Source organism: Cellulomonas sp. JZ18 (genome assembly GCF_009720485.1).
Lineage (GTDB): Bacteria > Actinomycetota > Actinomycetes > Actinomycetales > Cellulomonadaceae > Cellulomonas.
Genome location: NZ_CP045245.1, coordinates 3,006,256 through 3,033,017, shown reverse-complemented (window position 1 = coordinate 3,033,017; position 26,762 = coordinate 3,006,256). Strand labels below are relative to the sequence as shown.

Annotated in this window: 28 protein-coding genes; 19 read left to right on the top strand and 9 right to left on the bottom strand. The window is 75.8% G+C overall.

The genetic code is table 11. The annotated features are described in order from the left end of the window. Positions 1–19 precede the first annotated feature (19 nt). Positions 20–292 (bottom strand): hypothetical protein, encoded by a 273-nt coding sequence (locus GC089_RS13735; protein WP_155378128.1) that lies wholly within the window; start codon positions 290–292, stop codon positions 20–22. 103 nt (positions 293–395) lie between these two features. Here GC089_RS13735 and fdxA point away from each other — a divergent pair, with 103 nt between their 5' ends. From fdxA to GC089_RS13720, 3 genes are all read left to right on the top strand, one after another. Beyond that, positions 396–722, top strand: a complete 327-nt coding sequence (gene fdxA / locus GC089_RS13730; protein WP_155378127.1) for a ferredoxin — start codon at positions 396–398, stop codon at positions 720–722. 40 nt (positions 723–762) lie between these two features. Continuing rightward, positions 763–1,911, top strand: coding sequence for a succinyldiaminopimelate transaminase (dapC, locus tag GC089_RS13725; protein ID WP_196250710.1), 1,149 nt, complete (start codon positions 763–765; stop codon positions 1,909–1,911). Between the two features lie 210 nt (positions 1,912–2,121). Further along, a complete protein-coding gene (locus tag GC089_RS13720) occupies positions 2,122–3,432 on the top strand; it encodes a citrate synthase (RefSeq protein ID WP_155378126.1) in 1,311 nt (436 codons plus the stop codon). 117 nt (positions 3,433–3,549) lie between these two features. Here the strand turns inward: GC089_RS13720 and GC089_RS13715 are convergent, their stop codons facing one another. Continuing rightward, positions 3,550–4,413, bottom strand: a complete 864-nt coding sequence (locus GC089_RS13715; RefSeq protein WP_155378125.1) for a hypothetical protein — start codon at positions 4,411–4,413, stop codon at positions 3,550–3,552. 41 nt (positions 4,414–4,454) lie between these two features. Then, complete coding sequence (dapD, locus tag GC089_RS13710; RefSeq protein WP_155378124.1) at positions 4,455–5,423, bottom strand: 2,3,4,5-tetrahydropyridine-2,6-dicarboxylate N-succinyltransferase; 969 nt, start codon at positions 5,421–5,423, stop codon at positions 4,455–4,457. Between the two features lie 117 nt (positions 5,424–5,540). On the opposite strand from dapD, the gene dapE reads away from it, so the two are divergent. The 6 genes from dapE (at position 5,541) to GC089_RS13680 (ending at position 11,972) form a co-directional block, all read left to right on the top strand. Next, complete coding sequence (dapE, locus tag GC089_RS13705; RefSeq protein WP_155378123.1) at positions 5,541–6,653, top strand: succinyl-diaminopimelate desuccinylase; 1,113 nt, start codon at positions 5,541–5,543, stop codon at positions 6,651–6,653. Between the two features lie 107 nt (positions 6,654–6,760). After that, positions 6,761–7,642, top strand: a complete 882-nt coding sequence (locus GC089_RS13700) for a TIGR00730 family Rossman fold protein (RefSeq protein ID WP_155378122.1) — start codon at positions 6,761–6,763, stop codon at positions 7,640–7,642. Between the two features lie 104 nt (positions 7,643–7,746). Next, positions 7,747–8,667, top strand: coding sequence for a dihydropteroate synthase (gene folP, locus GC089_RS13695; protein ID WP_370514116.1), 921 nt, complete (start codon positions 7,747–7,749; stop codon positions 8,665–8,667). Further along, positions 8,664–9,950 (top strand): hypothetical protein, encoded by a 1,287-nt coding sequence (locus tag GC089_RS13690; protein WP_155378121.1) that lies wholly within the window; start codon positions 8,664–8,666, stop codon positions 9,948–9,950. Before folP ends, GC089_RS13690 begins: the two co-directional genes overlap by 4 nt. A 203-nt stretch (positions 9,951–10,153) precedes the next feature. After that, positions 10,154–10,321 carry a DUF3117 domain-containing protein gene (locus GC089_RS13685; RefSeq protein WP_013772033.1) on the top strand — a complete coding sequence of 56 codons (168 nt, stop codon included), beginning with the start codon at positions 10,154–10,156 and terminating at the stop codon, positions 10,319–10,321. Between the two features lie 7 nt (positions 10,322–10,328). Further along, the gene (locus GC089_RS13680) at positions 10,329–11,972 is read left to right on the top strand and encodes a M17 family metallopeptidase (RefSeq protein ID WP_155378120.1); all 1,644 of its coding nucleotides are present in this window, start codon (positions 10,329–10,331) and stop codon (positions 11,970–11,972) included. A gap of 69 nt (positions 11,973–12,041) precedes the next feature. On the opposite strand, the gene GC089_RS13675 is transcribed toward GC089_RS13680, so the two are convergent. Further along, a complete protein-coding gene (locus tag GC089_RS13675) occupies positions 12,042–12,674 on the bottom strand; it encodes an O-methyltransferase (RefSeq protein ID WP_155378119.1) in 633 nt (210 codons plus the stop codon). A gap of 323 nt (positions 12,675–12,997) precedes the next feature. Here GC089_RS13675 and sigE point away from each other — a divergent pair, with 323 nt between their 5' ends. The 8 genes from sigE (at position 12,998) to GC089_RS13640 (ending at position 19,537) form a co-directional block, all read left to right on the top strand. After that, on the top strand, positions 12,998–13,582 hold the full coding sequence (gene sigE / locus GC089_RS13670; RefSeq protein WP_155378118.1) for an RNA polymerase sigma factor SigE: 585 nt from the start codon (positions 12,998–13,000) through the stop codon (positions 13,580–13,582). Beyond that, positions 13,579–13,758: a zf-HC2 domain-containing protein gene (locus GC089_RS19230; protein WP_230684816.1), complete on the top strand. Its 180-nt coding sequence runs from the start codon at positions 13,579–13,581 to the stop codon at positions 13,756–13,758. The genes sigE and GC089_RS19230 overlap by 4 nt, the downstream gene beginning before the upstream one ends. Continuing rightward, the gene (locus GC089_RS13665; protein WP_230684815.1) at positions 13,677–14,507 is read left to right on the top strand and encodes a zf-HC2 domain-containing protein; all 831 of its coding nucleotides are present in this window, start codon (positions 13,677–13,679) and stop codon (positions 14,505–14,507) included. Before GC089_RS19230 ends, GC089_RS13665 begins: the two co-directional genes overlap by 82 nt. A 482-nt stretch (positions 14,508–14,989) precedes the next feature. Continuing rightward, the gene (locus GC089_RS13660) at positions 14,990–16,186 is read left to right on the top strand and encodes a S1C family serine protease (protein ID WP_230684814.1); all 1,197 of its coding nucleotides are present in this window, start codon (positions 14,990–14,992) and stop codon (positions 16,184–16,186) included. Between the two features lie 111 nt (positions 16,187–16,297). Continuing rightward, positions 16,298–16,678, top strand: a complete 381-nt coding sequence (locus GC089_RS13655) for a Sec-independent protein translocase TatB (RefSeq protein ID WP_155378117.1) — start codon at positions 16,298–16,300, stop codon at positions 16,676–16,678. 127 nt (positions 16,679–16,805) lie between these two features. Beyond that, positions 16,806–17,867 (top strand): tryptophan--tRNA ligase, encoded by a 1,062-nt coding sequence (gene trpS, locus GC089_RS13650; protein ID WP_155378116.1) that lies wholly within the window; start codon positions 16,806–16,808, stop codon positions 17,865–17,867. Beyond that, positions 17,864–18,463 (top strand): 2'-5' RNA ligase family protein, encoded by a 600-nt coding sequence (locus GC089_RS13645; RefSeq protein ID WP_155378115.1) that lies wholly within the window; start codon positions 17,864–17,866, stop codon positions 18,461–18,463. The genes trpS and GC089_RS13645 overlap by 4 nt, the downstream gene beginning before the upstream one ends. 9 nt (positions 18,464–18,472) lie before the next feature. After that, positions 18,473–19,537 carry a YihY/virulence factor BrkB family protein gene (locus tag GC089_RS13640; protein ID WP_155378114.1) on the top strand — a complete coding sequence of 355 codons (1,065 nt, stop codon included), beginning with the start codon at positions 18,473–18,475 and terminating at the stop codon, positions 19,535–19,537. Here GC089_RS13640 and GC089_RS13635 read toward each other — a convergent pair. Genes GC089_RS13635 through sdhC form a run of 5 tightly spaced genes read right to left on the bottom strand, consistent with a single transcriptional unit; the run spans position 19,477 to position 23,918 of the window. Further along, positions 19,477–20,328, bottom strand: coding sequence for an aminoglycoside phosphotransferase family protein (locus GC089_RS13635; RefSeq protein ID WP_155378113.1), 852 nt, complete (start codon positions 20,326–20,328; stop codon positions 19,477–19,479). The genes GC089_RS13640 and GC089_RS13635 overlap by 61 nt on opposite strands. A gap of 53 nt (positions 20,329–20,381) precedes the next feature. Then, complete coding sequence (locus tag GC089_RS13630) at positions 20,382–21,167, bottom strand: succinate dehydrogenase iron-sulfur subunit (RefSeq protein WP_155378112.1); 786 nt, start codon at positions 21,165–21,167, stop codon at positions 20,382–20,384. After that, positions 21,167–23,005 (bottom strand): succinate dehydrogenase flavoprotein subunit, encoded by a 1,839-nt coding sequence (gene sdhA / locus GC089_RS13625; protein WP_155378111.1) that lies wholly within the window; start codon positions 23,003–23,005, stop codon positions 21,167–21,169. The genes GC089_RS13630 and sdhA overlap by 1 nt, the downstream gene beginning before the upstream one ends. A 53-nt stretch (positions 23,006–23,058) precedes the next feature. Then, a complete protein-coding gene (gene sdhD / locus GC089_RS13620; RefSeq protein ID WP_155378110.1) occupies positions 23,059–23,517 on the bottom strand; it encodes a succinate dehydrogenase, hydrophobic membrane anchor protein in 459 nt (152 codons plus the stop codon). A 2-nt stretch (positions 23,518–23,519) separates the two neighbouring features. Beyond that, positions 23,520–23,918: a succinate dehydrogenase, cytochrome b556 subunit gene (gene sdhC / locus GC089_RS13615; protein WP_155378109.1), complete on the bottom strand. Its 399-nt coding sequence runs from the start codon at positions 23,916–23,918 to the stop codon at positions 23,520–23,522. A gap of 212 nt (positions 23,919–24,130) precedes the next feature. Here sdhC and GC089_RS13610 point away from each other — a divergent pair, with 212 nt between their 5' ends. Both GC089_RS13610 and GC089_RS13605 read left to right on the top strand, forming a co-directional pair. After that, positions 24,131–25,252 carry a mannose-1-phosphate guanylyltransferase gene (locus GC089_RS13610; protein ID WP_155378108.1) on the top strand — a complete coding sequence of 374 codons (1,122 nt, stop codon included), beginning with the start codon at positions 24,131–24,133 and terminating at the stop codon, positions 25,250–25,252. Between the two features lie 137 nt (positions 25,253–25,389). Beyond that, a complete protein-coding gene (locus GC089_RS13605; protein WP_155379234.1) occupies positions 25,390–26,646 on the top strand; it encodes an amidohydrolase in 1,257 nt (418 codons plus the stop codon). Positions 26,647–26,762: the final 116 nt, after the last annotated feature.

The following is a 26,762-nucleotide window of genomic DNA, read 5'->3' as shown; positions in this document are numbered from 1 at the left end:
GGCCCCGCGCCGCGGGCGGTCAGACGGGCGGGGCCGGGCGCGGGCGGCGCACGGGTGCGGGCGGGACGACCTTGCCGAGCAGCACGTCGGCGGCCGGCACGTGCACGTCGCCGCCGCGCGTGCGCACCGTGAGGCCGGCGTCGTCGACGGCGAGCAGGTCCCCGAGGACGTCCGTGTACGGGGGCTCGCCGAGGGTGCCGCCGTCCGCCGGGAGGTCGTCGCGCCGACGGCGGACGACGACGCGCACGCCCGGTGACCAGGCGCGCCAGGGAGCGTCACGGGGGCCGTTCATGCCGTCCGCCGGTCCCGCACCGTGTCGGACCATGGACGTCGGGTCGTCGTCGCCGCCACGTGGGGGATACTAGGTCGACCGCTGCACCTGTGGAGGACGAGCCGTGACGTATGTGATCGCCGAGCCCTGCGTGGACGTCAAGGACAAGGCGTGCATCGAGGAGTGTCCGGTCGACTGCATCTACGAGGGCAAGCGCTCGCTCTACATCCACCCCGACGAGTGCGTCGACTGCGGTGCCTGCGAGCCGGTCTGCCCCGTCGAGGCCATCTACTACGAGGACGACGTCCCCGAGCAGTGGTCGCAGTACTACGAGGCGAACGTGCACTTCTTCGACGAGATCGGCTCGCCCGGCGGTGCCGCGAAGATGGGGGAGATCGAGCACGACCACCCCATCATCGCGACCCTGCCGCTGCGCATCCACGGCGAGTGAGCCGCGCGCTCGCGCCCGCGCCGGTCGAGGGCTGACCGGCGTGGGCCTGCTCACCGGCGCCCTGCCGGACTTCCCGTGGGACACGCTCGCGCCGTACGCCGAGCAGGCGCGCCGGCACCCCGGCGGCATCGTCGACCTGTCGGTCGGCACGCCCGTCGACCCGACGCCGCCGCTCGTGCGCGAGGCGCTCGCCGCGGCCGCCGACGCACCGGGCTACCCGACGACCCACGGCACGCCCGCTCTGCGCGAGGCCGTCGTCGCCTGGTTCGCGCGTCGGCGCGGCGTGCCCGGGCTCGATCCCGCGGCGGTGCTGCCCACGGTCGGTTCGAAGGAGCTCGTCGCGCTGCTGCCCGCCCTGCTGGGGGTCGGCGCGGGTGACGCCGTGCTGCACCCGGCGACCGCCTACCCGACGTACGACGTCGGTGCGCGGCTCGCGGGGGCGGCCCCCGTGCCGACCGACGACCCGGCCGCCGAGCTCGCCGCGCGTGACGACGTCCGGCTCGTGTGGCTCAACTCGCCGGCCAACCCGCACGGGGCCGTGCTGGGCGTGGACGAGCTGCGCGCGGTGGTCGAGGCCGCCCGCGCGGCCTCGGCGCGCACCGGCCGTCCCGTCGTGGTCGCGTCGGACGAGTGCTACGCGGAGCTCGCGTGGGACGAGCCGTGGGCGTCGGCGGGGGTGCCGAGCGTGCTCGACCCGCGCGTCACGGGCGGTGACCTCACCGGGCTCCTGGCGGCGTACTCGCTGTCCAAGCAGTCGAACCTCGCGGGGTACCGCGCGGCGTTCCTCGCGGGCGACCCCGCGCTCGTCGCGCGCCTGCTCGAGACCCGCAAGCACGCGGGCATGATCGTGCCGGCTCCGGTCCAGGCGGCGATGACGGTCGCGCTCGGCGACGACGACCACGTCGCCGAGCAGCGCGAGCGCTACCGCCGCCGCCGGGCGGTGCTGCGCGCCGGGCTCGAGGCCGCCGGCTACGTCGTCGACCACTCGAGCGCGGGCCTGTACCTGTGGGTGCGCCCGCAGGGGCCGCGGCAGGACTCCTGGCGGACGGTGGCCGACCTGGCGGGCCTCGGCGTCCTCGTCGCGCCCGGTGCGTTCTACGGCGCCGCGGCGGCCGGGCACGTGCGCGTCGCGCTCACCGCCTCCGACGAGCGGGTCGCGGAGGCCGCTGCCCGCCTGCAGGGGGCGTAGGCGCGGCACACCGCAGCGCCGTACAGTGGTCACCCCGTCGTGTGAGGCGCCTCACACGGCGGCCAAGGGACGGTCGCTCATTCGTCAAGAGCGGCGTGCCGCGGGTACCGTCGCAGCGGGCCGACGGGGGTCATCCCTCGCGTCGGTCGTCGAGGAGCCCGGCCACCGCCGGGGCTGCTGCTCCCGTTGGTCGACGCAGGAAGGAACACCATGTCGGACGTCGTCACCGCCCCGGTCCAGGCCCCCGTGCAGCTCGTGGTGGGCGGGCAGGCGCGCGACCTGCCGGTCGTCCCCGCCACCGAGGGCAACGACGGGATCGTGGTCTCCTCGCTGCTGCGGGACACGGGCATGGTCACCGTGGACCCCGGGTTCATGAACACCGCCGCGTGCGAGTCGCAGATCACCTACATCGACGGTGACGCGGGCATCCTGCGCTACCGCGGCTACCCCATCGAGCAGCTCGCCGAGAAGTCCTCGTTCCTCGAGGTCGCGTACCTGCTCATCCACGGCGAGCTCCCGGACGCGGCGACGCTGTCGGCGTTCGAGGAGCGGGTCAACCGGCACACGCTCGTGCACGAGGACTTCCGCACGTTCCTCGGCTCGTTCCCGCGGCAGGCGCACCCCATGGCCGTCATGGCGTCCGCCCTGAACGCGCTGTCGACGTTCTACCCGGAGTCGCTCGACCCCTTCGACCCCGCGACGGTCGAGCTCGCGACGGTCCTGATCCTGGCGAAGACGCGCACGATCACGTCCTACGTGCACCGCACGTCCAAGGGTGAGCCGCTGCTGTACCCGGACTACTCGCGCGGGTACGTCGAGGACTTCCTGCGCATGACGTTCGCCGTGCCCTACCAGCAGTGGGACCCGGACCCGGTCGTCGTCAACGCGCTCGACAAGCTGCTCATCCTGCACGCAGACCACGAGCAGAACTGCTCCACGTCGACCGTGCGGATCGTCGGCTCGAGCCACGCGAACATCTACGCCTCGGTCGCCGCGGGCATCAACGCGCTCTCCGGTCCGCTGCACGGCGGCGCCAACGAGGCCGTCCTGGCGATGCTCGACGAGATCCAGGCGAACGGCGGTGACGCCACGGACTTCATGCGGCGCGTGAAGGACAAGGAGGACGGCGTCCGCCTCATGGGCTTCGGCCACCGGGTCTACAAGAACTACGACCCGCGTGCCGCGATCGTGAAGCAGAGCGCGCACGAGGTGCTGCAGGCGCTCGGCAGCAACGACGAGCAGCTCGACATCGCGATGCGCCTTGAGGAGATCGCGCTGCACGACGACTACTTCGTCTCGCGCAAGCTGTACCCGAACGTGGACTTCTACACGGGTCTGATCTACAAGGCGATGGGCTTCTCGCCGCGCATGTTCACGCCGCTGTTCGCGCTCGGGCGCATGCCCGGCTGGATCGCGCAGTGGCGCGAGATGATGAACGACCCGCAGACGAAGATCGGCCGGCCGCGCCAGGTGTACACGGGTGCGACCGAGCGGGACTACGTGGCCGTCGAGGACCGCTGAGCCACCCTCGAGCGCGCTGACCCCGCGCTGAGCCGCCGCCGGACCAGGGCGGCACGCACACGCACCGGAGCCGGTGCCGCCCCCTGGGGTGGCACCGGCTCCGTCGTCGTACCGGGCTCAGCCGGCGAGGGTGACCCGCACCTGACCGGCGGGCAGCGGTGCGGGCGCGGGCTCCCACGCCGGCTCGTCGCGGGACCAGGTCCGGTCGCCCACGGCCACCGCGTCGACGTCCACCTCGTCCGCCACGGCCACCGCCCAGTGCGCGACGACCCAGGCGGCGCGGTCCGGCGCGTCCGCCGCGAGGGCGTCGGCCGTGACGTCGACCGTGGCGGGTGCGCCCTCCGCGGCCGGGGTGAGGGCCACCGGGAGCTCGCCGAGGTCGCGCACGAGGCGGGCCAGGGCGCGGTCGGGGTCGGCGGGACCCTCGGCCGGGCGCAGGCTGCACGTGACCGTCGCGGGGGAGAAGCCCGTGAGGCCCGACGCCCAGGCACGGGCGCGCACCTCGTGCTGTGCGTACGCGTCGGGGAACCCGGAGCGCTGGACCGCCTGCGCGGCCACGGTGATCTCGAGCTGCTCGTAGCCGGACACCCGCACGAGCCCGTCGTAGAACCGGCCCGTCGAGTAGACGGGGTCCATGATCTGCTCGACCGTGCCCCAGCCCTGCGAGGGCCGCTGCTGGAACAGCCCCACCGAGTCGCGGTCGCCGTAGTCGATGTTCACCAGCCTCGACTCCTGCAGCGCCGTGGCGAGCCCGATCGTGACCGCACGTGCGGGCAGGCCGCGGCGCACCGCGACGGCCGCGACCAGCGCGGCGTTCTGCGCCTGGTCCGGCGACAGGGTCCAGTCCGTGCCGTCGAGGTGGGCGGTGCAGCGCTCGGCCAGCGGCGACGCCGGGTGCGTGCGGTCGAGCAGCGCGACGACCCCGGTGACGCCGAGCGCGAGCAGCGCCAGCACCGCGACGGACGTGACGAGCGCGGGCACGCAGCCGCCGCGGCGGCCGCGTCGTCGGCGGGCCGCCACCGTCAGTTGCTGTGCAGGGCGGCGTTCAGGTGCACGCCCGCGCCCGAGCGGGCCACGGCCTCGACGGCGCCGGTCGTGGAGTTGCGCCGGAACAGCACGTTGTCGGCCCCCGCGAGGTCGCGCGCCTTGACCACGCGCGCGCCGTCCTCGGTGGTCGTGGCCGTGGGCACGTCGAAGCCGACGAGGCGCACCTTCGTGCCGGCCGTGACGTACAGGCCCGCCTCGACCACGCAGTCGTCGCCGAGGGGGATGCCGAGACCGGCGTTCGCGCCGAGCAGGCTGCGCCGGCCGACCGAGACGACCTCGCGCCCGCCCCCGGACAGGGTCCCCATGATCGAGGCACCGCCGCCGATGTCGGACCCGTCGCCGACGACGACGCCGGCCGAGATGCGGCCCTCGACCATCGAGGTGCCCAGCGTGCCGGCGTTGAAGTTCACGAAGCCCTCGTGCATCACGGTCGTGCCGGCGGCCAGGTGCGCGCCGAGGCGCACGCGGTCCGCGTCGGCGACCCGCACGCCGGCCGGGACCACGTAGTCGACCATCCGCGGGAACTTGTCGACGCCGTAGACGGTGACGGGTGCGCCGGTGACGGCGCGCAGCCGCAGCCGGGTCGCCTCGAAGCCCTCGACGGCGCACGGGCCGTGGTTGGTCCACACGACGTTCGGCAGCACCGCGAACACGCCGTCGAGGTTCTGGCCGTGGGGGGCGACGAGCCGGTGCGAGAGCAGGTGCAGGCGCAGGTAGGCGTCAGCGGTGTCCGCCGGCGGCGCGTCGAGGTCGACGACGGTCGTGACGGCGCGGACGCGGACGTCGCGGACGTCGTCGTCGCGCTCGGCGGCACGCAGGTCCGCCGGGACGGCGGCGTCCGCGGGCGGCGCGCCCAGCGCGGGCGCCGGGTACCAGACGTCGAGGACGGTGCCGTCGGGGGTGAGGGTGGCCAGGCCGTGGCCCCAGGCCGTGCGGTCGGTCATGGTCGCCAAGCCTACGGTCTGGGCGCCGCCCGCCCGTCCCGGCGCTCCACGGCACCCGCCGGCGCGGCCCGGGCTCCGGCCCGGGCCCGCAGCGGTCCGCGGCGTAGGGTCGGGCACGTGGCCGTCGACACCCTGGACCTGTCCGCCGACGTCGTGACGCTCGCGCGCGAGCTGTGCGACATCCCGTCCGTCTCCGGCGACGAGACCCGTCTGGCGGACGCCGTCGAGGCGGCCCTGCGGGAGCACCCGCACCTGGAGGTCCTGCGCGACGGGGACGCGGTCGTCGCCCGCACGCGGCGCAACCGTGCCCGGCGGGTCGTCGTCGCCGGCCACCTCGACACCGTGCCCGTCACGGACAACCTCCCGACCCGGCTCGAGGACGGCGTGCTGTGGGGGCGCGGCACGGTCGACATGAAGGCGGGCGTCGCGGTGCAGCTGTCCCTCGCGGCCGCGCTGGACGAGCCCGTGCACGACGTCACGTGGGTGTTCTACGACCACGAGGAGGTCGACGCCGCGCTCAACGGGCTCGGCCGCGTCGCACGCCACCACCCGGACTGGCTGGCGGGGGACTTCGCGGTCCTGTGCGAGCCGACGGCCGGCGGCATCGAGGGCGGGTGCAACGGCACGCTGCGCGCCGAGGTGCGCCTGCACGGCGTGGCCGCGCACTCCGCACGCGCCTGGACGGGCGAGAACGCCGTGCACGCGGCGGGCGAGGTCCTGCAGCGGCTCGCGGCCTACCGGCCCGCGACGGTCGAGGTGGACGGCCTGACCTACCGCGAGGGGCTCAACGCGGTGCTCATCGCCGGCGGCCGCGCGACCAACGTCATCCCCGACGAGTGCGTCGTCACCGTGAACTACCGCTTCGCGCCCTCGCGGTCGGTGGAGGAGGCGTCCGCGCACGTGCGCGAGGTCCTCGCCGGGTACGACGTCGAGGTCGTCGACGCGGCCCCCGGTGCGCGCCCCGGCCTCGACGACCCCCTCGCGCAGGACTTCGCCGCCGCGGTCCTCGCCGTGACGGGCGGTCGCCCCGCCGCGAAGCAGGGGTGGACCGACGTCGCGCGGTTCACCGCCCTCGGGGTGCCGGCCGTGAACTTCGGCCCGGGCGACCCGCTGCTCGCGCACACGCAGGACGAGCGCTGCCCGGTCGACCAGGTCGTGCGCAGCCGCGACGCGCTCGCCGCGTGGCTCACCGGTGCCCGGCCCGAGGACCTGCCGCTCGGGCTGTCCTGACCCACCGGCGGGCCGTGCGACGTGCGCGCGACCCCGCCGCCTCGTCCTGCGCACACGTCCTGAGCGCTCGTCCTGAGCCCGCGGCACGGACGACCTAGAGTCGGCGCATGACCCACGACGACACGTCGGCACCGGCGCCGGAGTACCGGCGCGGCCCGGTGCTCCTGCGCGGCGACCAGATCCCGGCGACCACCTCGGACCAGGGGCTGCTGCGACGCGGCGAGGGCGCCGCGTGGCTGCACGAGGACCCGTGGCGCGTCATGCGCATCCAGAGCGAGTTCGTCGAGGGCTTCGGCGCGCTCGCGGAGATCGGTCCGGCGGTGAGCGTGTTCGGCTCGGCGCGCGTCAAGCCCGAGGACCCGTACTACGCGCTGGCGCGGGACGTCGCGAAGGGGCTCGTCGCGGCCGGCTACGGCGTCATCACGGGCGGCGGGCCCGGTGTCATGGAGGCGGCGAACCGCGGCGCGGCCGAGAGCGGCGGCCTGTCGGTCGGCCTCGGCATCGAGCTGCCGTTCGAGCAGGGCATGAACCGCTGGGTCGACCTCGGCGTCAACTTCCGCTACTTCTTCGCGCGCAAGACGATGTTCGTGAAGTACTCGGAGGGGTTCGTCGTGCTGCCGGGCGGCTTCGGCACGTTCGACGAGCTGTTCGAGGCGCTCACGCTCGTGCAGACGCACAAGGTGACGGGCTTCCCGATCGTCCTGCTCGGCGGGGACTACTGGACCGGCCTGCTCACGTGGCTGCGCGAGAGCGTCCTGGCGCACGGCATGATCGGCGAGGCGGACCTCGACCTGCTCCAGGTCGCCGGCAGCGCGCAGGAGGCGGTCGACATCGTCGTGCGCCGCGGGGCCGAGCTGCGGGCCGAGGAGCAGGCCGCCGTGCGCGCGGCGCAGCGGGCGCAGGCGGCGGCCGCCCGGGCGTCCGACGGCACGCCGGTGGCGCATCCCGTGGACGGGCAGCCGGCACCGGACGCGGACGGGGGCTGGTGAGCGGCCCCGACGCGAGCCCCCACACGAGCACCGACGCGAGCGCCCGCGCCGCGCCGGGGGCGCCCGATCCCCGCGCCGCCGCCGCGCGGCCGCCGGACGGGCCCCTGCCCGGGGTCCCCGCCGGTGCCGCCCCGCTGCGCCTGCGGGGACGCGCGTTCGGTCCCGACCACCCCGTGGTCATGGCCGTGGTCAACCGCACGCCCGACTCGTTCTACGCCGCGGCGCGGCACGACGAGCGGGGGATCGACGCCGCGGTCGACCGCGCGGTCGCGGAGGGGGCGGACCTGCTCGACGTCGGCGGCGTCCGGGCCGGACGGGGTCCGCGCGTCGACGTCGACGAGGAGGTCGCCCGCGTCGTGCCGGTCGTCGAGCGCGTGCGCCGGCGGCACCCGGACCTGCTGGTCAGCGTCGACACGTGGCGCGCACCCGTCGCCCGCGCCGCGGCGGACGCCGGGGCCGACCTCGTCAACGACACGTGGGCGGGCCACGACCCGGAGCTGGTGGAGGTCGCGGCCGAGCGGGGCCTCGGCGTGGTCTGCTCGCACACCGGCGGCGCCACGCCGCGCACCGACCCCTGGCGGGTGGCGTACGCGCCGCCGGCGGGCGACGAGGCCGCGGACCCGCTCGACGCCGTCGTCGCGGACGTCGTCGCGACGCTGACCGCGGCCGCCGCGCGCGCGGTCGCGCTCGGCGTGGACCCCGCCTCGGTGCTCGTCGACGCCACGCTGGACTTCGGCAAGACCACGTGGCACTCGCTGCACCTGCTGCGACGGACCCCGCGGATCGTGCAGATCGGGCACCCTGTGCTCATGGCAGTGTCGCGCAAGGACCTCGTCGGGGAGACCCTGGGGCTGCCGCCCGAGGAGCGTCTCGAGGGCACGCTCGCGGCCACCGCGGTGGCTGCCTGGCTCGGCGCCCGCGTCTTCCGCGTCCACGACGTCGCGGCCACGCGCCGCACGGTCGACATGGTCGCCGCCGTGCGCGCCGAGCGGGCACCCGCGCTCGCGGTCCGGGGCATGGTGTGAGCGGGCGCGACGGGGCGGTCCGCGCCGAGGGCACCGACGCGGCGGACGCGGACCCCGCCGTCGCGCGGCCGCCGTCCCCCTGGGAGCGCGTCCGGGCGTGGCCGTGGTGGGTGCACGTGCTGCTGGTGCACGCCGCGACGCGCGTGCTGGCCGCCGTGGCCTTCGTGTGGACCGCGCAGGTGCAGGAGGCGAACCTGTGGACCGGTGCGCGCCCGGACTACCTGTCGTCCGTCGCGCTCATGTACGACGGCTCCTGGTACCGGCAGATCGCCGAGGACGGCTACCCGGCGCAGCTGCCGCGCGGGGCGGACGGGCTGGTGCAGCAGAACGCGTGGGCGTTCTTCCCCCTCTTCCCGATGCTCGTGCGCGGGCTCATGACCGTCACGGGCGGCACGTGGGTCGTGCTCGCCCCGGTGCTGGCGCTGCTGCTCGGCGCGGCCGCCGCCCTCGTCGTGCACGAGGCGGTGCGGCACGGTGCGCCGCGGGCCGTCGCGGCGCGGCCCGGTCTGCCGCTGGCCACGGTCGCGCTCGTGTGCGCGTTCCCGACCGCCGCGGTCCTGCAGGTCGCCTACACCGAGTCGCTCGCGCTGCTGCTCGTGGCCTCGGCACTGCTGCTGCTCGTGCGGCGGCGCTACGCGTGGACGGCCGTCGTCGTCCTCGCGCTCGGCTTCACGCGCGCGGTCGCGCTGCCGATGGCCGCGGTCGTCGCGGTCCACCTGGCCGTGCGGTGGTGGCGGACCCGGCGCGGCGAGGACGACCTGCGCCCGGCGAGCGCGGCCGGCCTGGTCGGCCTCACCGCCTTCGCGGGCCTGTCCGGGTTCGCCTGGCCCGCGATCTGCGGGTGGGCGACGGGGGTCCCGGACGGGTACCTGCAGACGCAGGAGGCGTGGCGCGGCGTGCGCGAGGTCGTCCCGTTCTCGGGGTGGACCTACGTGCCGCAGTTCTGGTTCGGCGCCTGGGGGACGTGGATCACGGTCGCGGGGTTCCTGCTGGTCGCCGCCGTCCTGCTGGTGCCGGCGGCCTGGCGGCTGGGGCCGGAGCTGCACGCCTGGGGCGCCGCCTACGTCGTCTACATCCTCGCGGTCATCGAGCCGGGCAGCAGCCTCGCGCGGTTCCTGCTCCTGGCCTTCCCGCTCGGGGCGGTGACGGCCGGGGCGGTGACCCGCCCGGCGTGGGCGCGCCGCGCGTGGTTCACCGCGGTCCTGGTGCTCATGCTCGGCCTGCAGGTGCTGTGGGTGCGGCAGATGTGGGAGTTCAACCCCGGCGGCGACTGGCCCCCGTGACCCGTGACCGGTGCGCGCCGCGGTCCGTCGACCGGCCCGGACCACGCCCGTCCGGGCGTCACCGCCACCGGCTCCGCCCGCCGCCGTGCCCGGGTGAACTAGGATGGTCGGCGGACAACCGGCTGATCAGGGACTGATCCAGCGAGGGTCGGGCCTGCCCGGCGCCCGTCGGCCGGCCACGCACGAGGCGAAGGAGAGGCCGCATGGCCGCGATGAAGCCGAGGACCGGCGACGGACCGCTCGAGGTGACCAAGGAGGGGCGCGGCATCGTCATGCGCGTGCCGCTCGAGGGCGGCGGACGGCTGGTGGTCGAGCTGAACGCGACCGAGGCCGCCGAGCTCGGCGAGGCGCTGACCTCCGTCGTCAGCTGACGACCGCATGACCCCGCGCACCCCTGCGCGGCGCACCGGGGCGGACCGCGCCCCCGGGGCGTCCGCCGCCCGCGGCTCGGCCTCGGGTGTCGGCCGCACGCCGCCGACCGTCGTCCTGCACGGCGCCACGGTCGTCGACTCGCCCCTCCTCGAGGACGGGTCGGTCGACGCCGTGGCGGTGCAGGTCGCGCCGGCGCGCCCGGGCGACGACGTGCTCCAGCCGCGGACCGGGACGCCCGAGGCCGCCGCGCGGTACGGCATCGACCTCGCCGAGCTCGCCGAGCGGGCCGGCCTGACCGGCGCGGCGGGTGAGGCCTTCACCGTGCACCTGCCGCAGCCCGTGGGCTCGTCGGTGGTGCTGCCGTGGGCGGGCCTGCCCGCGCGCATCGTGCTCGTCGGCGTCGGCGACGAGAGCCCGACCGCCCTGCGGCGCGCCGGTGCCGCGCTCGCGCGGTCGACGCGCGGGCTGCGCCGGGTGGCGGCGACCGTCGGGGCGCAGACGCACCACGTGGTCCCGGCCGCCGCCGACGCCGCCCGGGCGGTCGTGGAGGGCTACCTGCTCGCGTCCTACACGGTGCCGCGCATGGCGTCGTCCTCGGACGACAAGGCCCCCGCGGAGCTCGTGCTCCTCGGACGGGACGCGCCCGAGGTCGCCGCGGCCGTCGACGCCGCGCGCGTCGCGGCCACCGCCACCTGGCTCGTGCGCGACCTGGCGAACACGCCCTCGAACGTCAAGGACCCCGCCTGGATGGCGGAGCGCGCGCGCCGCCTGGCCGGCCGCGCCGGCCTCGAGGTCGAGGTGCTCGGTCCGCGCGAGCTCGCCGCGGGCGGCTTCGGCGGCATCCTCGCCGTCGGTGCGGGCTCGGCCTCGACGCCGCGCCTCGTCCGCGTCTCCTGGACCCCGGCGGCCGGGCCCGGCCGGCACGTCGTCGTCGTCGGCAAGGGCATCACGTACGACACGGGCGGCCTGTCGATCAAGCCGCGCGAGGCCATGGTGCCGATGAAGACGGACATGGCCGGTGCCGCCGTCGCGCTCGCGACCGTGCTCGCCGCGGCGCAGGCCCGCGTCCCGCACCGCGTCACGGCGGTGCTGCCGCTCGCGGAGAACCACGTCGGCGCGGCGTCGTACCGGCCGGGCGACGTCCTGCGCCTGTACGGCGGGACCACCGTCGAGGTCGCGAACACCGACGCCGAGGGCCGGCTCGTGCTCGCCGACGCCCTCGCCTGGGCGGACGCCACGCTCGACCCCGACGTCCTCGTCGACGTCGCCACGCTCACGGGCGCGGCGACCCTCGGCCTGGGCAAGCAGCACGCCGCGCTCTACGGCACCGACGACGCGGTCGTCACGGGCCTGCTCGCCGCCGCCGAGCGCACGGGCGAGCTCGCCTGGCACATGCCCCTCGTCGACGACTACGAGGAGGCGGTCCGCTCGAGCGTCGCGGACCTGCGCCACGTGCCCGTCGACCGGCACATCGGCGGCGGCTCGATCACCGCCGCGCTGTTCCTGCGCCGGTTCGTCGGCGCGCGCGCCTGGGCGCACCTCGACATCGCCGGGCCGGGGCGCGCCCCGGCGGACAAGCACGAGGTGACCGAGGGGGCGACGGGCTACGGCGCCCGCCTGCTCCTGGACTGGCTCACGCGGCTCGACTGACGGCTGGTGCCCGGCCCGCGCGAGAGCGTGGGCCGGGTGACCGCGGCGGGCGGCCGGACGCCGGCTGCGTCAGCGGCGGACCGCGACGAGGAGCCCGTCGCCGGCCGGCAGGAGCGCCGGCACGAGGCGGTCGTCGGCGCGCACCTGGCGTCCCACGTCCCGCATCGTCGTCGTCGCCTCGTCCCGGCGGGCGGGGTCGGCGACACGGTCGTGCCAGAGCGCGTCGTCGACCGCGAGCACGCCCCCGCGGCGCAGGAGGCGGACCGCCTGCTCGACGTAGCCCGGGGTGCCCTCGACGTCCGCGTCGACGACGACCATGTCGTAGCCGCCGTCCGTGAGGCGGGGGAGCACGTCCGACGCGCGTCCGGAGATCGTGCGGGTCCGGGTGCTGCGCACGCCGTCCTCGGCGAACGCCTCCTTGGCGGCGCGCTGGTGCTCGAGCTCGATGTCGATCGTCGTGAGCACGCCGTCCGCCGGCATGCCCCGCAGCAGGTACAGGGACGCGACCCCCGCACCGGTGCCGATCTCCACCACCGCGCGCGCCTGCGCCGTCGCCGCGAGGACCCGCAGGGCGGCCCCGGCCCCCGGGAGCACCGGGGTGCAGCCGAGGTGGGACGCGCGCTCGCGTGCGCGCAGGAGCACGTCGTCCTCGGCGAGGAACTCCTCGCAGTAGACCCAGCTCTGGGCCTTGTCGGTGGAGATGGCGTCCTCCTGCTCGATCGTGCGGTGCGGTGCGGTGCGGTGCGGTGCGGTGCGGTGCGGTGCGGTGCGGTGCGTTGCCAGGTGGTCTGGCCTGGCCTGGCCCGGCGTGGCGCGGTCCGTGGCGGACCACGCCCGACGGGCGCGGACCTGCGCCGACGCCAGCGTAGTGCCGCGGGAGCGCCGGTCCCGGGAACCGGTCGGCCGCGCCGGTCGTTCCGCCCACGACGAACACGGGTCGAGCCCGGGGCGGGGACCTGGGAGACTGGCGGCGCACGTCCCGGCGGGACCGTCCCGCCGGCACGCGAGGAGACGATCACCGACCGATGAGCACCCCGCCCGCCGAGTGGCAGGTCCCGTCGTGGGAGGAGATCGTCCGCACGCACTCCGGACGCGTCTACCGGCTCGCCTACCGCCTCACCGGCAACCGCCACGACGCGGAGGACCTCACGCAGGAGACGTTCGTCCGCGTCTTCCGCTCGCTGCACACGTACAGCCCGGGCACGTTCGAGGGCTGGCTGCACCGGATCACGACGAACCTCTTCCTCGACATGGCGCGACGCAAGCAGCGCGTGCGGATCGAGTCGATCGGTGACGACACCGAGCGCTGGTCGTCGCCCGACGCGCTGAGCACCCCCGAGCGTGCCTTCGAGGCGGCGAACCTGGACCACGACGTGCAGCGCGCGCTCGACGCGCTGCCCCCGGAGTACCGGGCCGCGGTCGTGCTGTGCGACATCGAGGGCCTGTCCTACGAGGAGATCGCGGTGACGCTCGGCATCAAGCTCGGCACCGTCCGCTCGCGCATCCACCGCGCCCGCGCGCGGCTGCGGGACGCGCTCGAGCACCGGCGCCCGTCCGTCCCGCAGCAGACCGCGGGGGAGCCCGCACCGTCCGCCGTGGAGGTCGGGTGACGCACCTCGGGTCCTGGGTCAGCGCGCTCGCCGACGGCCAGCTGGACGCCGCGGCGACCGAGCGTGCGCTCGCGCACGTGGCCGTGTGCCCGCTGTGCGCGCGCGAGCTCGCGGCCGCGCGGGCCGCGCGTCGTGCGCTCGCCGCGGCCGACGAGGTGCGTCCCCCGAGGACCTGACGGCGCGGCTGCTGTCCCTGTCGCAGCAGGGACCGCCGGCCCCGGCCGTCCCGCCGGCCCGCGACCCGTTCGCCGTCCCGCTCGCCGGCGCCGGCCCCGCACGTGCCCTGCCGCACGACGCCACGCGCGCGCTGCGCGGCGACGTCGTCGCCCGCCGCTCCTCGCGCCGGCTGCTCGTCGGGTCGGTCGCGGGCCTCGGGGCCGTCGCGGCGATGCTGTTCACGCTGGGGGAGCGTCCCGTGGTCGCCCCGTCCGCGCACCCGGCGACCGTCCTCGGTCTGCTGACGCACGACGAGCCCGGCGCGGCGGTCGAGGCGGTCCCGGTCTCCGACGACACCGTGGCGTGGCTGCGCGCGCACGGGTGGACGTTCCCGCGCGAGCTGCCGGCCGACTGGCGCGTCCGCGCCATCCGGTGGAGCGGCGACGACCGGCGCGTGCTGGAGGTCGAGCTCGCGGCACCGTCGGGCACCGTCGTCGTCACCGAGCAGCAGGGCCGCCTCGACACCGACGCCCTCGCCGGCGCGCCCGTGCGCACCGTGGGCGGCCGCGAGGTCCGGGTGCTGTCGACCGAGCCCTGGCTCGTCGTGTGGCAGTCGGAGTCGACCGTCGTCCAGGTCGTGGGGACGGAGGGGGTGGAGGACGTCGACGCGATCGTGGCCGCCTTCCCGTCCGGCGGGTACGACGACACCGTCGCGGGCCGCATCGGCCGTGGGTGGCAGACCGTGACGAACGCGGTGGACGGCCGGTGACGGACGAGCGCCCGCCCGCCGACGGGCCGGGGCCGGACCTGTTCGCGCGCCCGTCGTCGTACCGCCGCGCACCCGAGCCGGCGGAGCCGCCGTCCGCCGACGCGGGCGCGCCGTCCGGCGCTCCTGCACCCGCGGCCGCCGGTCCCGCGCCCGGCGCTCCTGCACCCTCGCCCCGCGACCACGGTCCCGCGCCCGGCGCCTTCTGGCCGACCACGGGCGCGTCCGCAGCCGCGCCGGTGCCTGCCGCACCCGCGCCGGTGCCCGCCGCAGCCGCGCCGGCCGACGCGGCGCGCCCCGCGCCCGAGCCGCCCGTACCGTCGCCCGGCGCCCCCGCACCCGCCTCGGCCACGCCGTGGCCGTCGCCCAGCCCGCGACCGACGCACCCCGTCCCAGCGCAGCACGTCCCGCCGCAGCACGTCCCGCCGCAGCACGTCCCGCCGCCCGACGCACGCCGGGCGGCGGCCGCGCCCGGCACGCCTGGCGTGCCCGGCCCGGGCGGGCCCGGCCACGGCGAGGGTGCGGCGCAGCACCTCGGGGCCGGCTGGCCGGCGCCCGCGGCGCACCCGCGCCGGCGCCCGCGGCCGCAGCGCGTGCTGTCGCTCGCCTGGGTCGCGCCCCTGGTCGTGGTCGCGCTCGTGGCCGGTCTGGTCGGGGGCGTGGTCGGCTCCCGGACGTGGGGCGAGGACCGGCGCCCGGCGACTGCCGACCTGCCGCCCGCCCCCTCGGCCGCGGCCCCGGTGCAGCGCGACCCCGCCTCGATCGCGGGCATCGCCGCCGGCGTGCTGCCGAGCGTCGTGTCGATCGAGGTCGAGAGCGCGGAGGGCTCCGGCTCCGGGTCGGGGTTCGTCCTGCGCGAGGACGGCTACGTGCTGACGAACAACCACGTCGTGGCGGGAGCCGGCGAGGGCGGGCTCGTCGTCGTGTTCGCCGACGGCACCGAGCTGCCCGGGTCGGTCGTCGGCGCCACGAGCGAGTACGACCTCGCCGTCGTGAAGGTGGAGGCGACCGGGCTCACACCGCTGACGCTCGGCGACTCGGACGCCGTCGTCGTGGGCGACCCGGTGGTCGCCGTCGGCGCCCCGCTGGGGCTGGTCGGCACGGTGACGACCGGCATCGTCAGCGCCCGGAACCGTCCCGTCGTGGCGGGGGAGGGCACCGACCAGACGTTCATCAACGCGATCCAGACGGACGCCGCGATCAACCCGGGCAACTCGGGCGGGCCGCTCGTGGACGCGGCCGGCCGCGTCGTCGGCATCAACTCGGCGATCGCCCAGCTGCCGGGCGGCCTCGGCGCCGCCGGGGGCAGCATCGGCCTGGGCTTCGCGATCCCCTCGAACCAGGCGCGCCGCACCGCGGAGCAGCTCATCACGACCGGCCGGGCGACGTACCCGGTGATCGGGGTGCTGCTCGACGAGGCGTACACGGGCGAGGGCGTGCGCGTGCGCGGCGAGGACGTGCAGGGGCGCCCCTCCGTCACCCCGGACGGACCCGCGGACCGCGCGGGCATCCGGCGCGGTGACGTCATCCTCACGATCGACGGACGGCCCGTGACCACCTCGGAGGAGCTGATCGTCGCGATCCGCGCACGGCAGGCGGGCGACACGGTCGAGCTGCGGGTGCGCACGGACGGGCGCGAGCGTGACGTGCGGGTGCGCCTCGACGAGCTCCCCTCGGACTGACGGCCACCGGGCGCGGCCGCGTCCGGCCCGTCTCCGGCGCCCGCCGCCACCGCAGTCCGGCGCCCGCCGCCACCGCCGTCCGGCGCCCGCCGCCGGGGGTACCCTGTCGGGGTGCTGGGCATCAACGGTGGCGAGCTGCTCGTGCTGCTGCTCGTCGCCGCGCTGGTGATCGGGCCGGAGCGCCTGCCGGCGTACGCCGAGCAGCTCGCGGGGTGGGTCCGGCGCCTGCGCGACGTGGTGCGGGACACCCGCCGCCGCGTCGACGACGAGCTCGGCGACGCCGCGCGCGACGTCGACTGGGCCGCGCTCGACCCGCGGCGCTACGACCCCCGTCGCATCGTCCGCGAGGCGTTGCTGGAGGACGTCGGCACGACCGCCCCGCCGCGCGCGGGACGCGCTGCCGCCGGCGCCGCGACCGGCGCCCGGACGGGCACCGCGCGCACGCCCGGGGGCCTGTCCGGTCCCGCGCCGTTCGACGACGAGGCGACCTGAGAAGGACTGCACCGCGCGTCACCCCGCCCCACCCGCACGACCCGCGTCCCGCGTCGGCCCGCCGCCGCCGGACCGGCCGGTACCGCCCGCTGGACGTCCCGCTCGTCTCTCCCCAGGAGGCCCTCGCATGACCCAGGTGCTGCCCTCGTCGTCGCCGCGGAGCACGGCGCCGGCCGCGAGCCGGATCTTCTCCGGCATGCAGCCGACGTCGGACTCGCTGCAGCTGGGCAACTACCTCGGCGCCCTCACGCAGTGGGTCGCCCTGCAGGACAGCCACGAGGCCATCTACTGCGTCGTCGACCTGCACGCGCTCACGGTCGCGCCGGACCCGCGGGTGCTGCGCGAGCGGACGCGGCGGACGGCCGCGCAGTACCTGGCGGCGGGTGTCGACCCGGCGCGGTCGGTGCTGTTCGTCCAGTCGCACGTGCCCGAGCACGCGGAGCTCGCGTGGGTCCTGTCGTGCCTCACGGGCTTCGGCGAGGCGTCGCGCATGACGCAGTTCAAGGACAAGTCGGCGAAGCAGGGCACCGAGGGCACGACCGTCGGCCTCTTCACCTACCCGGTGCTCATGGCCGCGGACATCCTGCTGTACGACACGGCGCTCGTGCCGGTCGGTGAGGACCAGCGCCAGCACCTGGAGCTCACCCGGGACCTCGCGCAGCGGCTCAACTCGCGCTTCGGCGCCGGCACGGTCGTCGTCCCGGAGCCGTACATCGTCTCCGCGACCGCGAAGATCTACGACCTGCAGGACCCGACGTCGAAGATGAGCAAGTCCGCGGAGAGCCCGAACGGGCTCATCGAGCTGCTCGACGACCCGAAGGTCGTGGCCAAGCGCATCCGGTCGGCCGTCACCGACACCGAGCGGGAGATCCGCTACGACCCGGTCGCCAAGCCGGGGGTGTCGAACCTGCTGACCATCCTGTCGGCGCTCTCCGGACGCAGCGTCCCGAGCCTCGAGGCCGACTACGCCGGCAAGGGGTACGGCGACCTCAAGAAGGACCTGGCCGACGTGGTCGTCGACTTCCTGACGCCGTTCCAGGAGCGCGTGCACCACTACCTGTCGGACCCGTCCGCGCTCGACGACGTGCTCGCGGACGGGGCCGAGCGGGCGCGCGACCTGGCGGTGCCCACGCTCGAGCGGGTGTACGACCGCACCGGCCTGCTGCCCCGGCGGCGGACGCGCCCGTGAGGCTCCCGGCGTGCGGTCCCGGCGAGCGCCTCGTCGGCGTCGCCGTGACCCTCCCGGAGCCGTACCGGGGGGAGCTGGCCGACGCACGCGCCCGGACCGGAGACCCCGACGCCGCGCACGTGCAGCCGCACGTCACGCTCGTGGGCCCCCTGCCCGTGCCGGCCGCGCGGACCGCCGCGCTGGACGACCACCTGCGCACGGTCGCCGCCGCGCACGGCCCGTTCGAGGTGCACCTGCGCGGCGCCGGCACCTTCCGGCCCGTCACCCCCGTGGTGTTCGTGCCGCTGGTGCGGGGCGCGGACGAGTGCACCGCGCTCGAGCGGGCGCTGCGCACGGGTCCGCTCGCGCACGAGCCCCGCTACCCGTACCACCCGCACGTCACCGTCGCGCACGCGCTCGACGACGCCGCGCTGGACGCCGCGCAGGCGGCGATGGGCGGCTACGAGGCGTCGTTCCTCGTGACGCACCTGCACCGGTACGTCCACGACGGGCGCGCGTGGCGGCAGGAACGTGCGTTCGCCCTGTCCGGGGACGTCCCGGCCGACGGCCGGACCCCCCAGGGGCGTCCGGATGCCGCGGCGGTGCGGCCGACCTAGATTCGGGCCATGACGCGCCCCCGCACCCCGACGGAGCGCACCGTGGTGCGCCCGGCCTCCGGGGCGGGTGCGGCGCACCGGACGGCGGCGGCGGCCGCACCCGACCCCCCGACGGAGCGGCGCTGGGCGCCCGGCCTCGCCGGGCTCGTCGCGCGCGGGCAGGCACTGCTCGCGTGGTGGAACCACACGCGCCCCGCGCGCGCCAACGCCCGCTTCGGCCGGGCGGGCGGCGGGGTCCTCACGGGCGGGATCGCGTACGCTGCGCTGTTCTCCATCTTCGCGGGCCTGACGATCGGCTGGACGGTCTTCACGGCCGTCCTCGGCCGCAACGACTCGCTGCGGTCGACCGTGCTCGAGACGGTCGACGCCTCTCTCCCCGGTCTGGTGGACACCGGCGGGGGCGGTCTGCTGAAGCCCTCCCAGCTGCAGCTGTCGACGGGCCTGTCGTGGGCCGGGATCGTCGCGACCGGTGTGCTCGTGTTCACCGGCATCCGCGCCATCGCGGCGCTGCGCACGGCCGTGCGGGCGATGTTCGGCGTGCACCCCGCGGAGAACGTGGTGCTCGGCAAGCTGCGCGAGCTCGGCGGGTTCGTCGGCATCGGGCTCGCGGTGCTGCTGTCCGCGGTGGTCACGCTCGGCGTCACCACCGCCGCGGACTGGCTGCTCGACGTCGTGGGCTGGGACGAGGGCTCCGGCGTCGTCGTGCGCGCGCTGGGCATCGCCGTGGCGTTCGTCGTCGACGCCGCGCTCTTCGTCATGCTCGTGCGCGTGCTCGCCGGCCAGGCGCCGCCGCGGCTCGACCTGCTCGGGGGTGCGGCGATCGCCGCGACGGGCCTCGGGGTGGTGCGGGTGCTCGGCACCTCGGTCGTGTCCGGGTCGGTGCAGGAGGACCCCGTGCTGGCGTCGTTCGCCGCGGTCGTCGTGCTGCTGCTGTGGGTCAACCTCATCGCCCGGATCGTGCTGCTCGCCGCCGCGTGGACGGCCGACCCGCCCTTCGTCGACCCCGCGCAGGCTCAGCCCGGCGAGGAGGCCGACGCCAGCGCCGCGAGGAGGGCCGGCAGCGCGTCGGCGTAGCGGTCGACCTGCGCGGCGGTGCGGGCGGGCTCGCCCACGCGGGCGAGGTTGAGCATCCCCGGGTCGCCGGCGGCCTGCCCCGCCGCGATGCGGGCTCCCGCAGCGCGCATCCGCACGACCACGTGCCGCGCGACGTCGTCCACGGCCGGCGGCACGCCACCGACGCGGGCGGCCTGGCCCGCGTACGCGTCGACCAGGAGCCGCAGCCGGCGCGCCCCCTCGGCCGGGCCGGGGTCGGCGTAGAACGGCACGCCGCTCCACGCGAGCATCGCGAGCTCGTCGAGCGGCACCCCCGGCCCCGCGACGTCCCAGTCGACGACGCCGACGACCTCGTCCGAGCCGGGCGCGGCGACGAGCATGTTGTAGAGCGTCGCGTCGTGGTGGCAGACGATCTCGTGGGGGAGCAGGTCGCGCTCCTCGAAGCGCCACCGCACGGGCCCGGGCCGGAGGTCCGCGACGGCGGCGTGGTACCGCGCGAGCCAGGCCGCCGCGGACGCCAGGCGCCCGTCCGTCACCTCCGCGAGGTCCACGGGGACGCCCGGCAGGTACGTCAGCACCTCCCGCCCGGCGTCGTCCACGCCGAGGGGCTCGGGCACGCCGTCCAGGCCCCGTGCGCGCACGTGGCGCAGCAGCGCGTGCACGGCGGGCGTCCAGGGGCCGGTGGGGCGGCGGACGGTGCCACCGACCCGTACGGCACCGCCGACGTTGCCGCCCGGCAGCGGCGTCCCGGGGACGGCGGGCTCGGGCTCCACCCAGCGCGGGGGAGGGGGTGGGAACACGTCGGCGGGCACGCGCGATCCTCTCGCGCGTGCCCGCCGACGGTCGAGCGGAAACGGGTCCCGCGTCAGAAGGCGCGCGTGATCATCGCGCGCTTGACCTCCTGGATGGCCTTCGTCACCTCGATGCCGCGGGGGCACGCCTCGGTGCAGTTGAAGGTCGTGCGGCAGCGCCACACGCCCTCCTTGTCGTTGAGGATCTCGAGGCGCTGCGCACCGCCCTCGTCGCGGCTGTCGAAGATGAACCGGTGCGCGTTGACGATCGCCGCCGGGCCGAAGTACTGCCCGTCGGTCCAGAACACCGGGCAGGACGACGTGCACGCGGCGCACAGGATGCACTTCGTGGTGTCGTCGAAGCGCTCGCGCTGCTGCGGCGACTGCAGGCGCTCCTTGGTCGGCTCGGTCCCCGTGGTGATGAGGAACGGCATGATCTCGCGGTAGGACGCGAAGAACGGCTCCATGTCGACGACGAGGTCCTTGACCACCGGCAGGCCCTTGATGGGCTCGACGACGATCGGCTTGCTCGGGTCGAGGTCCTTGAGCAGCGTCTTGCACGCGAGGCGGTTGCGGCCGTTGATGCGCATGGCGTCGGACCCGCAGATGCCGTGCGCGCACGAGCGGCGGAACGTCAGGGAGCCGTCGTGCTCCCACTTGATCTTGTGCAGGGCGTCGAGGACGCGGTCCGTGCCGTGCACGGTGACCGTGAACTCGTCCCAGCGGGGCTCGGCCTGGAAGGACTCGCCGAAGGCCGGGATGTCCTCGTCGGACGGGAGGAAGCGCCGGATCTTCAGCGTGACCTCGAACGACGGGACGGCACCGACCTCGGCGGCGGGGGCTTCGGCTGTGGCGGTCATCAGTACTTGCGCTCCATCGGCTGGTAGCGGGTCATGATCACGGGCTTCGAGCCGAGCACCACCTGGTACCCGTCGAACGGCTCCGCGTGGGCGAACGCACCCTCGGCGTCGCCGCCCTCGGCGGCGGCGCCGTCCAGACCGACCGGGCGGCGGTAGGCCATGGTGTGCCGCATGTAGCCGGCGTCGTCGCGGTCGGGGAAGTCCTCGCGGAAGTGCCCGCCGCGCGACTCCTTGCGGTTGAGGGCGCCCACGACGACGGTCTCGGCGATGTCGAGCAGGAAGCCGAGCTCGACGGCCTCGAGGAGGTCGGTGTTGAACGTGCGGCTCTTGTCCTGGACGCTCACGGCCGTGTACCGCTTGCGCAGGGCACGGATGTCGTCGAGCGCGGTGCGCAGGGAGTCCTCGGTGCGGAACACCTGGGCGTTCGCGTCCATCGTCTCCTGCAGCGCGCGGCGGATGTCCGCGACCCGCTCGCCGTCGGGACGCGTGCGGATCCCCTCGAGCTCCGCCGTCACGACGCCCGCCGGGTCCTCGGGCAGCTCGACCCAGGACGCGCCGGCGGCGTACGCGGCGGCGGACCGGCCCGCGCGCTTGCCGAACACGTTGATGTCGAGCAGCGAGTTCGTGCCGAGCCGGTTCGAGCCGTGCACGGACACGCACGCGACCTCGCCGGCGGCGTACAGGCCCTTGATGACGTCGGTGCTGTTGCGCAGCACCTCGCCCTCGATGTTCGTCGGGATCCCGCCCATGGCGTAGTGCGCGGTCGGGTAGACCGGCACCGGCTCGGTGTAGGGCTCGATGCCGAGGTACGTGCGCGCGAACTCGGTGATGTCGGGGAGCTTGGCGTCGATGTGCGCGGGCTCGAGGTGCGTCAGGTCGAGCAGGACGTAGTCCTTGTTCGGCCCGGCGCCGCGGCCCTCGCGCACCTCGTTCGCCATCGACCGGGCGACGATGTCGCGCGGCGCGAGGTCCTTGATCGTGGGGGCGTAGCGCTCCATGAACCGCTCGCCGTCGGCGTTGCGCAGGATGCCGCCCTCGCCGCGTGCGGCCTCCGAGAGCAGGATGCCGAGGCCCGCGAGACCCGTCGGGTGGAACTGGAAGAACTCCATGTCCTCGAGCGGGATGCCGCGGCGGTAGGCGAGCGCCATGCCGTCGCCGGTCAGCGTGTGCGCGTTCGACGTCGTCTTGTAGATCTTGCCGGCGCCGCCCGTGGCGAGCACGACCGACTTGGCCTGGAAGACGTGGATTTCGCCGGTCGCGAGCTCGTAGGCGACGACGCCGGAGACGTTGACCTCCTCGCCCTCGGCGACGGGGGACGCCGCGAGGTCGTGGTCGACGAGCAGGTCGAGCACGTAGAACTCGTTGAAGAACTCGACCTCGTTCTTCACGCACTGCTGGTACAGCGTCTGCAGGATCATGTGACCCGTGCGGTCCGCGGCGTAGCAGGAGCGGCGGACCGCGGCCTCGCCGTGGTTGCGGGTGTGCCCGCCGAACCGGCGCTGGTCGATGCGGCCCTCAGGCGTGCGGTTGAAGGGCAGGCCCATCTTCTCCAGGTCGAGCACCGCGTCGATGGCCTCCTTGGCCATCACCTCGGCCGCGTCCTGGTCGACGAGGTAGTCACCGCCCTTGACGGTGTCGAACGTGTGCCACTCCCAGTTGTCCTCCTCGACGTTGGCGAGGGCGGCGCACATGCCGCCCTGGGCCGCGCCGGTGTGGGAGCGGGTGGGGTAGAGCTTGGAGATGACGGCGGTGCGCACGCGGGTCGACGACTCGAGCGCGGCGCGCATCCCGGCGCCGCCCGCGCCGACGATGACGACGTCGTACTGGTGGGTCTGCATCGAGGGCGATGCCTTCCTGGGTGTGGGGGCGACGGGTGCCGGGGGCCGGCCGGTCAGGCCGTGCAGAACGACGGCAGCAGGTCCGTCGGGCTGTTCGGGGGGCACGGGTCGAACGTGAAGATGACGAGCGTGCCGAGCACGACCACCACGACGGTGGCGACGTAGAGCAGGCTCTTGAGGACGATCCGCGTCGAGTCCTTCTCGGCGTAGTCGCTGATGATCGTGCGGACGCCGTTGGCGCCGTGGATCATCGCGAGCCAGAGCATGAGCAGGTCCCAGACCTGCCAGAACGGCGACGCCCACTTGCCGGCGACGAAGCCGAAGTCGATGGCGCTGATGCCCTCGCCCTGCACGAGGTTGACGAACAGGTGCCCGAAGATCAGCACGACCAGGATCACGCCGGACACGCGCATGAACAGCCACGCGATCATCTCGGTGTTGCCGTGCGTGGAGCGGCGGGTCGGGCCGGGGCGCGAGGGCCGCGGGGCCTTGGGGTCCGCGATCGTCGTCATGGTCAGTGGCCTCCGAACACGTTCATGAGGTGACGGGGCAGGAAGCCGGCCATCGTCACGACGACCAGGCCCATGACGACCCAGAGCATGACCCGCTGGTACCGGGTCCCCTGCCACCAGAAGTCGACGAGGATGATCCGCAGGCCGTTGAAGGCGTGGAACACGATCGCCAGCACCAGACCGGCCTCGCCGAGCCCCATGACCGGGTTCTTGTACGTGCCGATGACGTCGTTGTACGCCTCCGGCGAGACGCGCACGAGCGACGTGTCGAGCACGTGCACGAGAAGGAAGAAGAAGATCGCGAAGCCGGTGACCCGGTGCGCGACCCACGACCACATGCCTTCGCGCCCGCGGTAGAGCGTTCCGGCCGGCCGCGCGGGCGCGGTGGGCGCAGTGGACACGGTGGTGCCTCCTGGGGCGAGTCGGCGTGGACGACGATGTCCGGGGGTGAGCCTCACTGTAATGACCCCTGCGACCGCCCACGCGGCCGTCACGGCCCCCACGACCCGTGCGACCGGGACTTTGTGACCAAGTCCACAGCCTGAGACGGTGCTACGCGAGGTGCGGCCCGGACGGGCCCCGGCGGGACAGCCCGGCTCGCTAGCGTCAGCGCATGCCCACCGCCGCCGCGTCGCCGATCCCCGACCTCCACGCCGTCGTCCCCGCCGGCGGCGCCGGCACGCGCCTGTGGCCGCTCAGCCGCGCCGGCCGCCCGAAGTTCCTGCTCGACCTCACGGGCAGCGGGCGCACGCTCCTGCAGGCGACCGTCGACCGGCTGCTCCCGCTGACCGGGCCGGGGCACGTGCTGGTGGTGACGGGCCGGCGGCACGCCGACGCGGTCGCCGCGCAGCTGCCCGAGCTGGGCCCGGACGACGTGCTCGCGGAGCCGAGCCCGCGCGACTCGATGGCCGCGATCGGTCTCGCGGCGGCCGTGCTGCTCGAGCGGCACGGGCCGGACGTCGTGCTCGGCTCGTTCGCCGCCGACCACGTGATCACGGGCGCCGACGCGTTCGGCGCGACGGTGCGCGAGGCCGTCGAGGCGGCGCGCGCGGGCTACGTCGTGACCGTGGGGATCGAGGCGACGAGCCCCTCGACCGCCTTCGGCTACGTGCGCGCCGGCGCGCCGCTCGGGGTCGACGGCGCACCCGCCGCGCGGCACGTCGAGGGGTTCACCGAGAAGCCGGACGCGCAGACCGCCGCGGAGTACCTCGCCACGGGCCGCTACAGCTGGAACGCGGGCATGTTCGTGGTGCGCGCGCGCGTGCTGCTCGACCACCTGGCGGCCCAGCTGCCCGCGCTGCACGACGGCCTGCGCCGGGTCGCGGCCGCGTGGGACGGGCCGGAGCGCGAGGCGCGCCTGGCGGACACGTGGCGGGGCCTCACCCGCATCGCCATCGACCACGCGATCGCCGAGCCGGTCGCCGCCGCGGGCGGCGTCGCCGTCGTGCCCGGCGGGTTCGGCTGGGACGACGTCGGGGACTTCGCGTCGCTGGGCGGGCTGCTGGCCGACGCGGCGGGGGAGGCGACGCTCGGCGAGCCGGGCGCCGTGCTGCGCGTCGACGCCCCGGGCAGCGTCGTCGTGGCGGGCGGGCGCACCGTGAGCGTGGTCGGGGTGCCGGACGCGGTCGTCGTCGACACGCCGGACGCGGTGCTCGTCACGACGCGCGCGCACGCCCAGCGCGTCAAGGAGGCCGTCGACGCGTGGCGCGGACGGGGCCGCGAGGACCTGCTCTGAGGGGACGGATTACAGTCGAGGACGTGCCCGCCGCTCCCTCCGACCGCCCACTGACGTCCGACGCACCCGCCACCGGCGACCTGCGGCCCCCGGTCCCGGTGGGGGACGGCGGGGGCGGGACGGGAGCCGTCGAGCAGGTGGTCGCCCCGCTGCGCTCGCTCGCGCCGGCACCGTCGGACCCGGAGGCGGCGGAGCTCGCGCACGTCGTCGCGGGGCTGCGCGACCGGCTCGTGGCGATCCGCCGGGACCTGCACGCCCACCCCGAGCTCGCCCGGACCGAGGAGCGCACCACACGGGTCGTCGCCGAGGCGCTGCGGGACGCGGGCCTGCACCCCCACCTGCTGCCGGGGTCCGGGCTGTGGTGCGACATCGGACCCACCGTCGGACCGCGCGGGGCGCGCCGGGTGGCCCTGCGCGCCGACCTGGACGCGCTGCCGGTGCCCGACACGTGCCGCCTGCCGTGGTCGTCGTCGGTCCGCGGCGTCGCGCACGCGTGCGGCCACGACGTGCACACGGCCGTGGTGCTGGGTGCGGGCCTCGCGCTCGCCCGCGTCGCGGACCGGCTCGACGCCGGCGTGCGCCTGGTCTTCCAGCCTGCGGAGGAGGTCCAGCCCGGCGGGTCGCTGGACGTCATGGCGGCCGGCGGCCTCGACGGCGTCGAGCGGATCTTCGCGGTGCACTGCGACCCCAAGCTCGACGTGGGCCTGGTCGGCACGCGCATCGGCCCCATCACGTCCGCGTCGGACGAGGTGACGGTGACGCTCACGGGTGACGGCGGGCACACGTCGCGCCCGCACCTGACCGGTGACGTGGTGTTCGCGCTGGGCCAGGTCGTCACGCAGGTCCCGGCCGTGCTGGGCCGGCGGCTCGACCCCCGGTCCGGCGTCAACCTCACCTGGGGCGCGGTGCGCGCGGGCACGGTGCACAACGCGATCCCGTCGACGGGCACGGTCATGGGCACCCTGCGGTGCCTGGACGTGCGGGCCTGGGAGCACGCGTCGCGCGTGCTGGAGGCGGCGGTGCACGACGTCGTGCGGCCCCTGGGCGTCGAGGTCGAGGTCAAGCACGCGCGGGGCGTCCCGCCGGTGGAGAACCGCGCGGGTGCGACGGCGGTGCTGGAGGCCGCGGCGCGCGACGTGCTCGGGCCGGATGCCGTGCGGCTCACCGAGCAGTCGCTCGGGGGCGAGGACTTCGCCTGGTACCTGCAGAAGGTGCCCGGGGCGATGGCGCGGCTGGGCACCCGCACGCCCGGCGGGCACACCTACGACATCCACCAGGGGGACCTGCGGGTGGACGAGCGGGCCGTCGAGGCCGGGGCGCTGCTGCTGGCGCGCACCGCGCAGCTCGCCGGCCGGGCCGCACCGGACCCCGCGGAGCGTCCGGTCCGCGCCTGACGCCTTCGTCCGGTGCGTCCCGCTCCCGCCCGGGCGCGGGTGTGTCTCATGCCACGGACGCCCCGTCCGGGACGCGGGAACAGGTTGCGAATCGATCACGGTTGCTGCGCGGATAC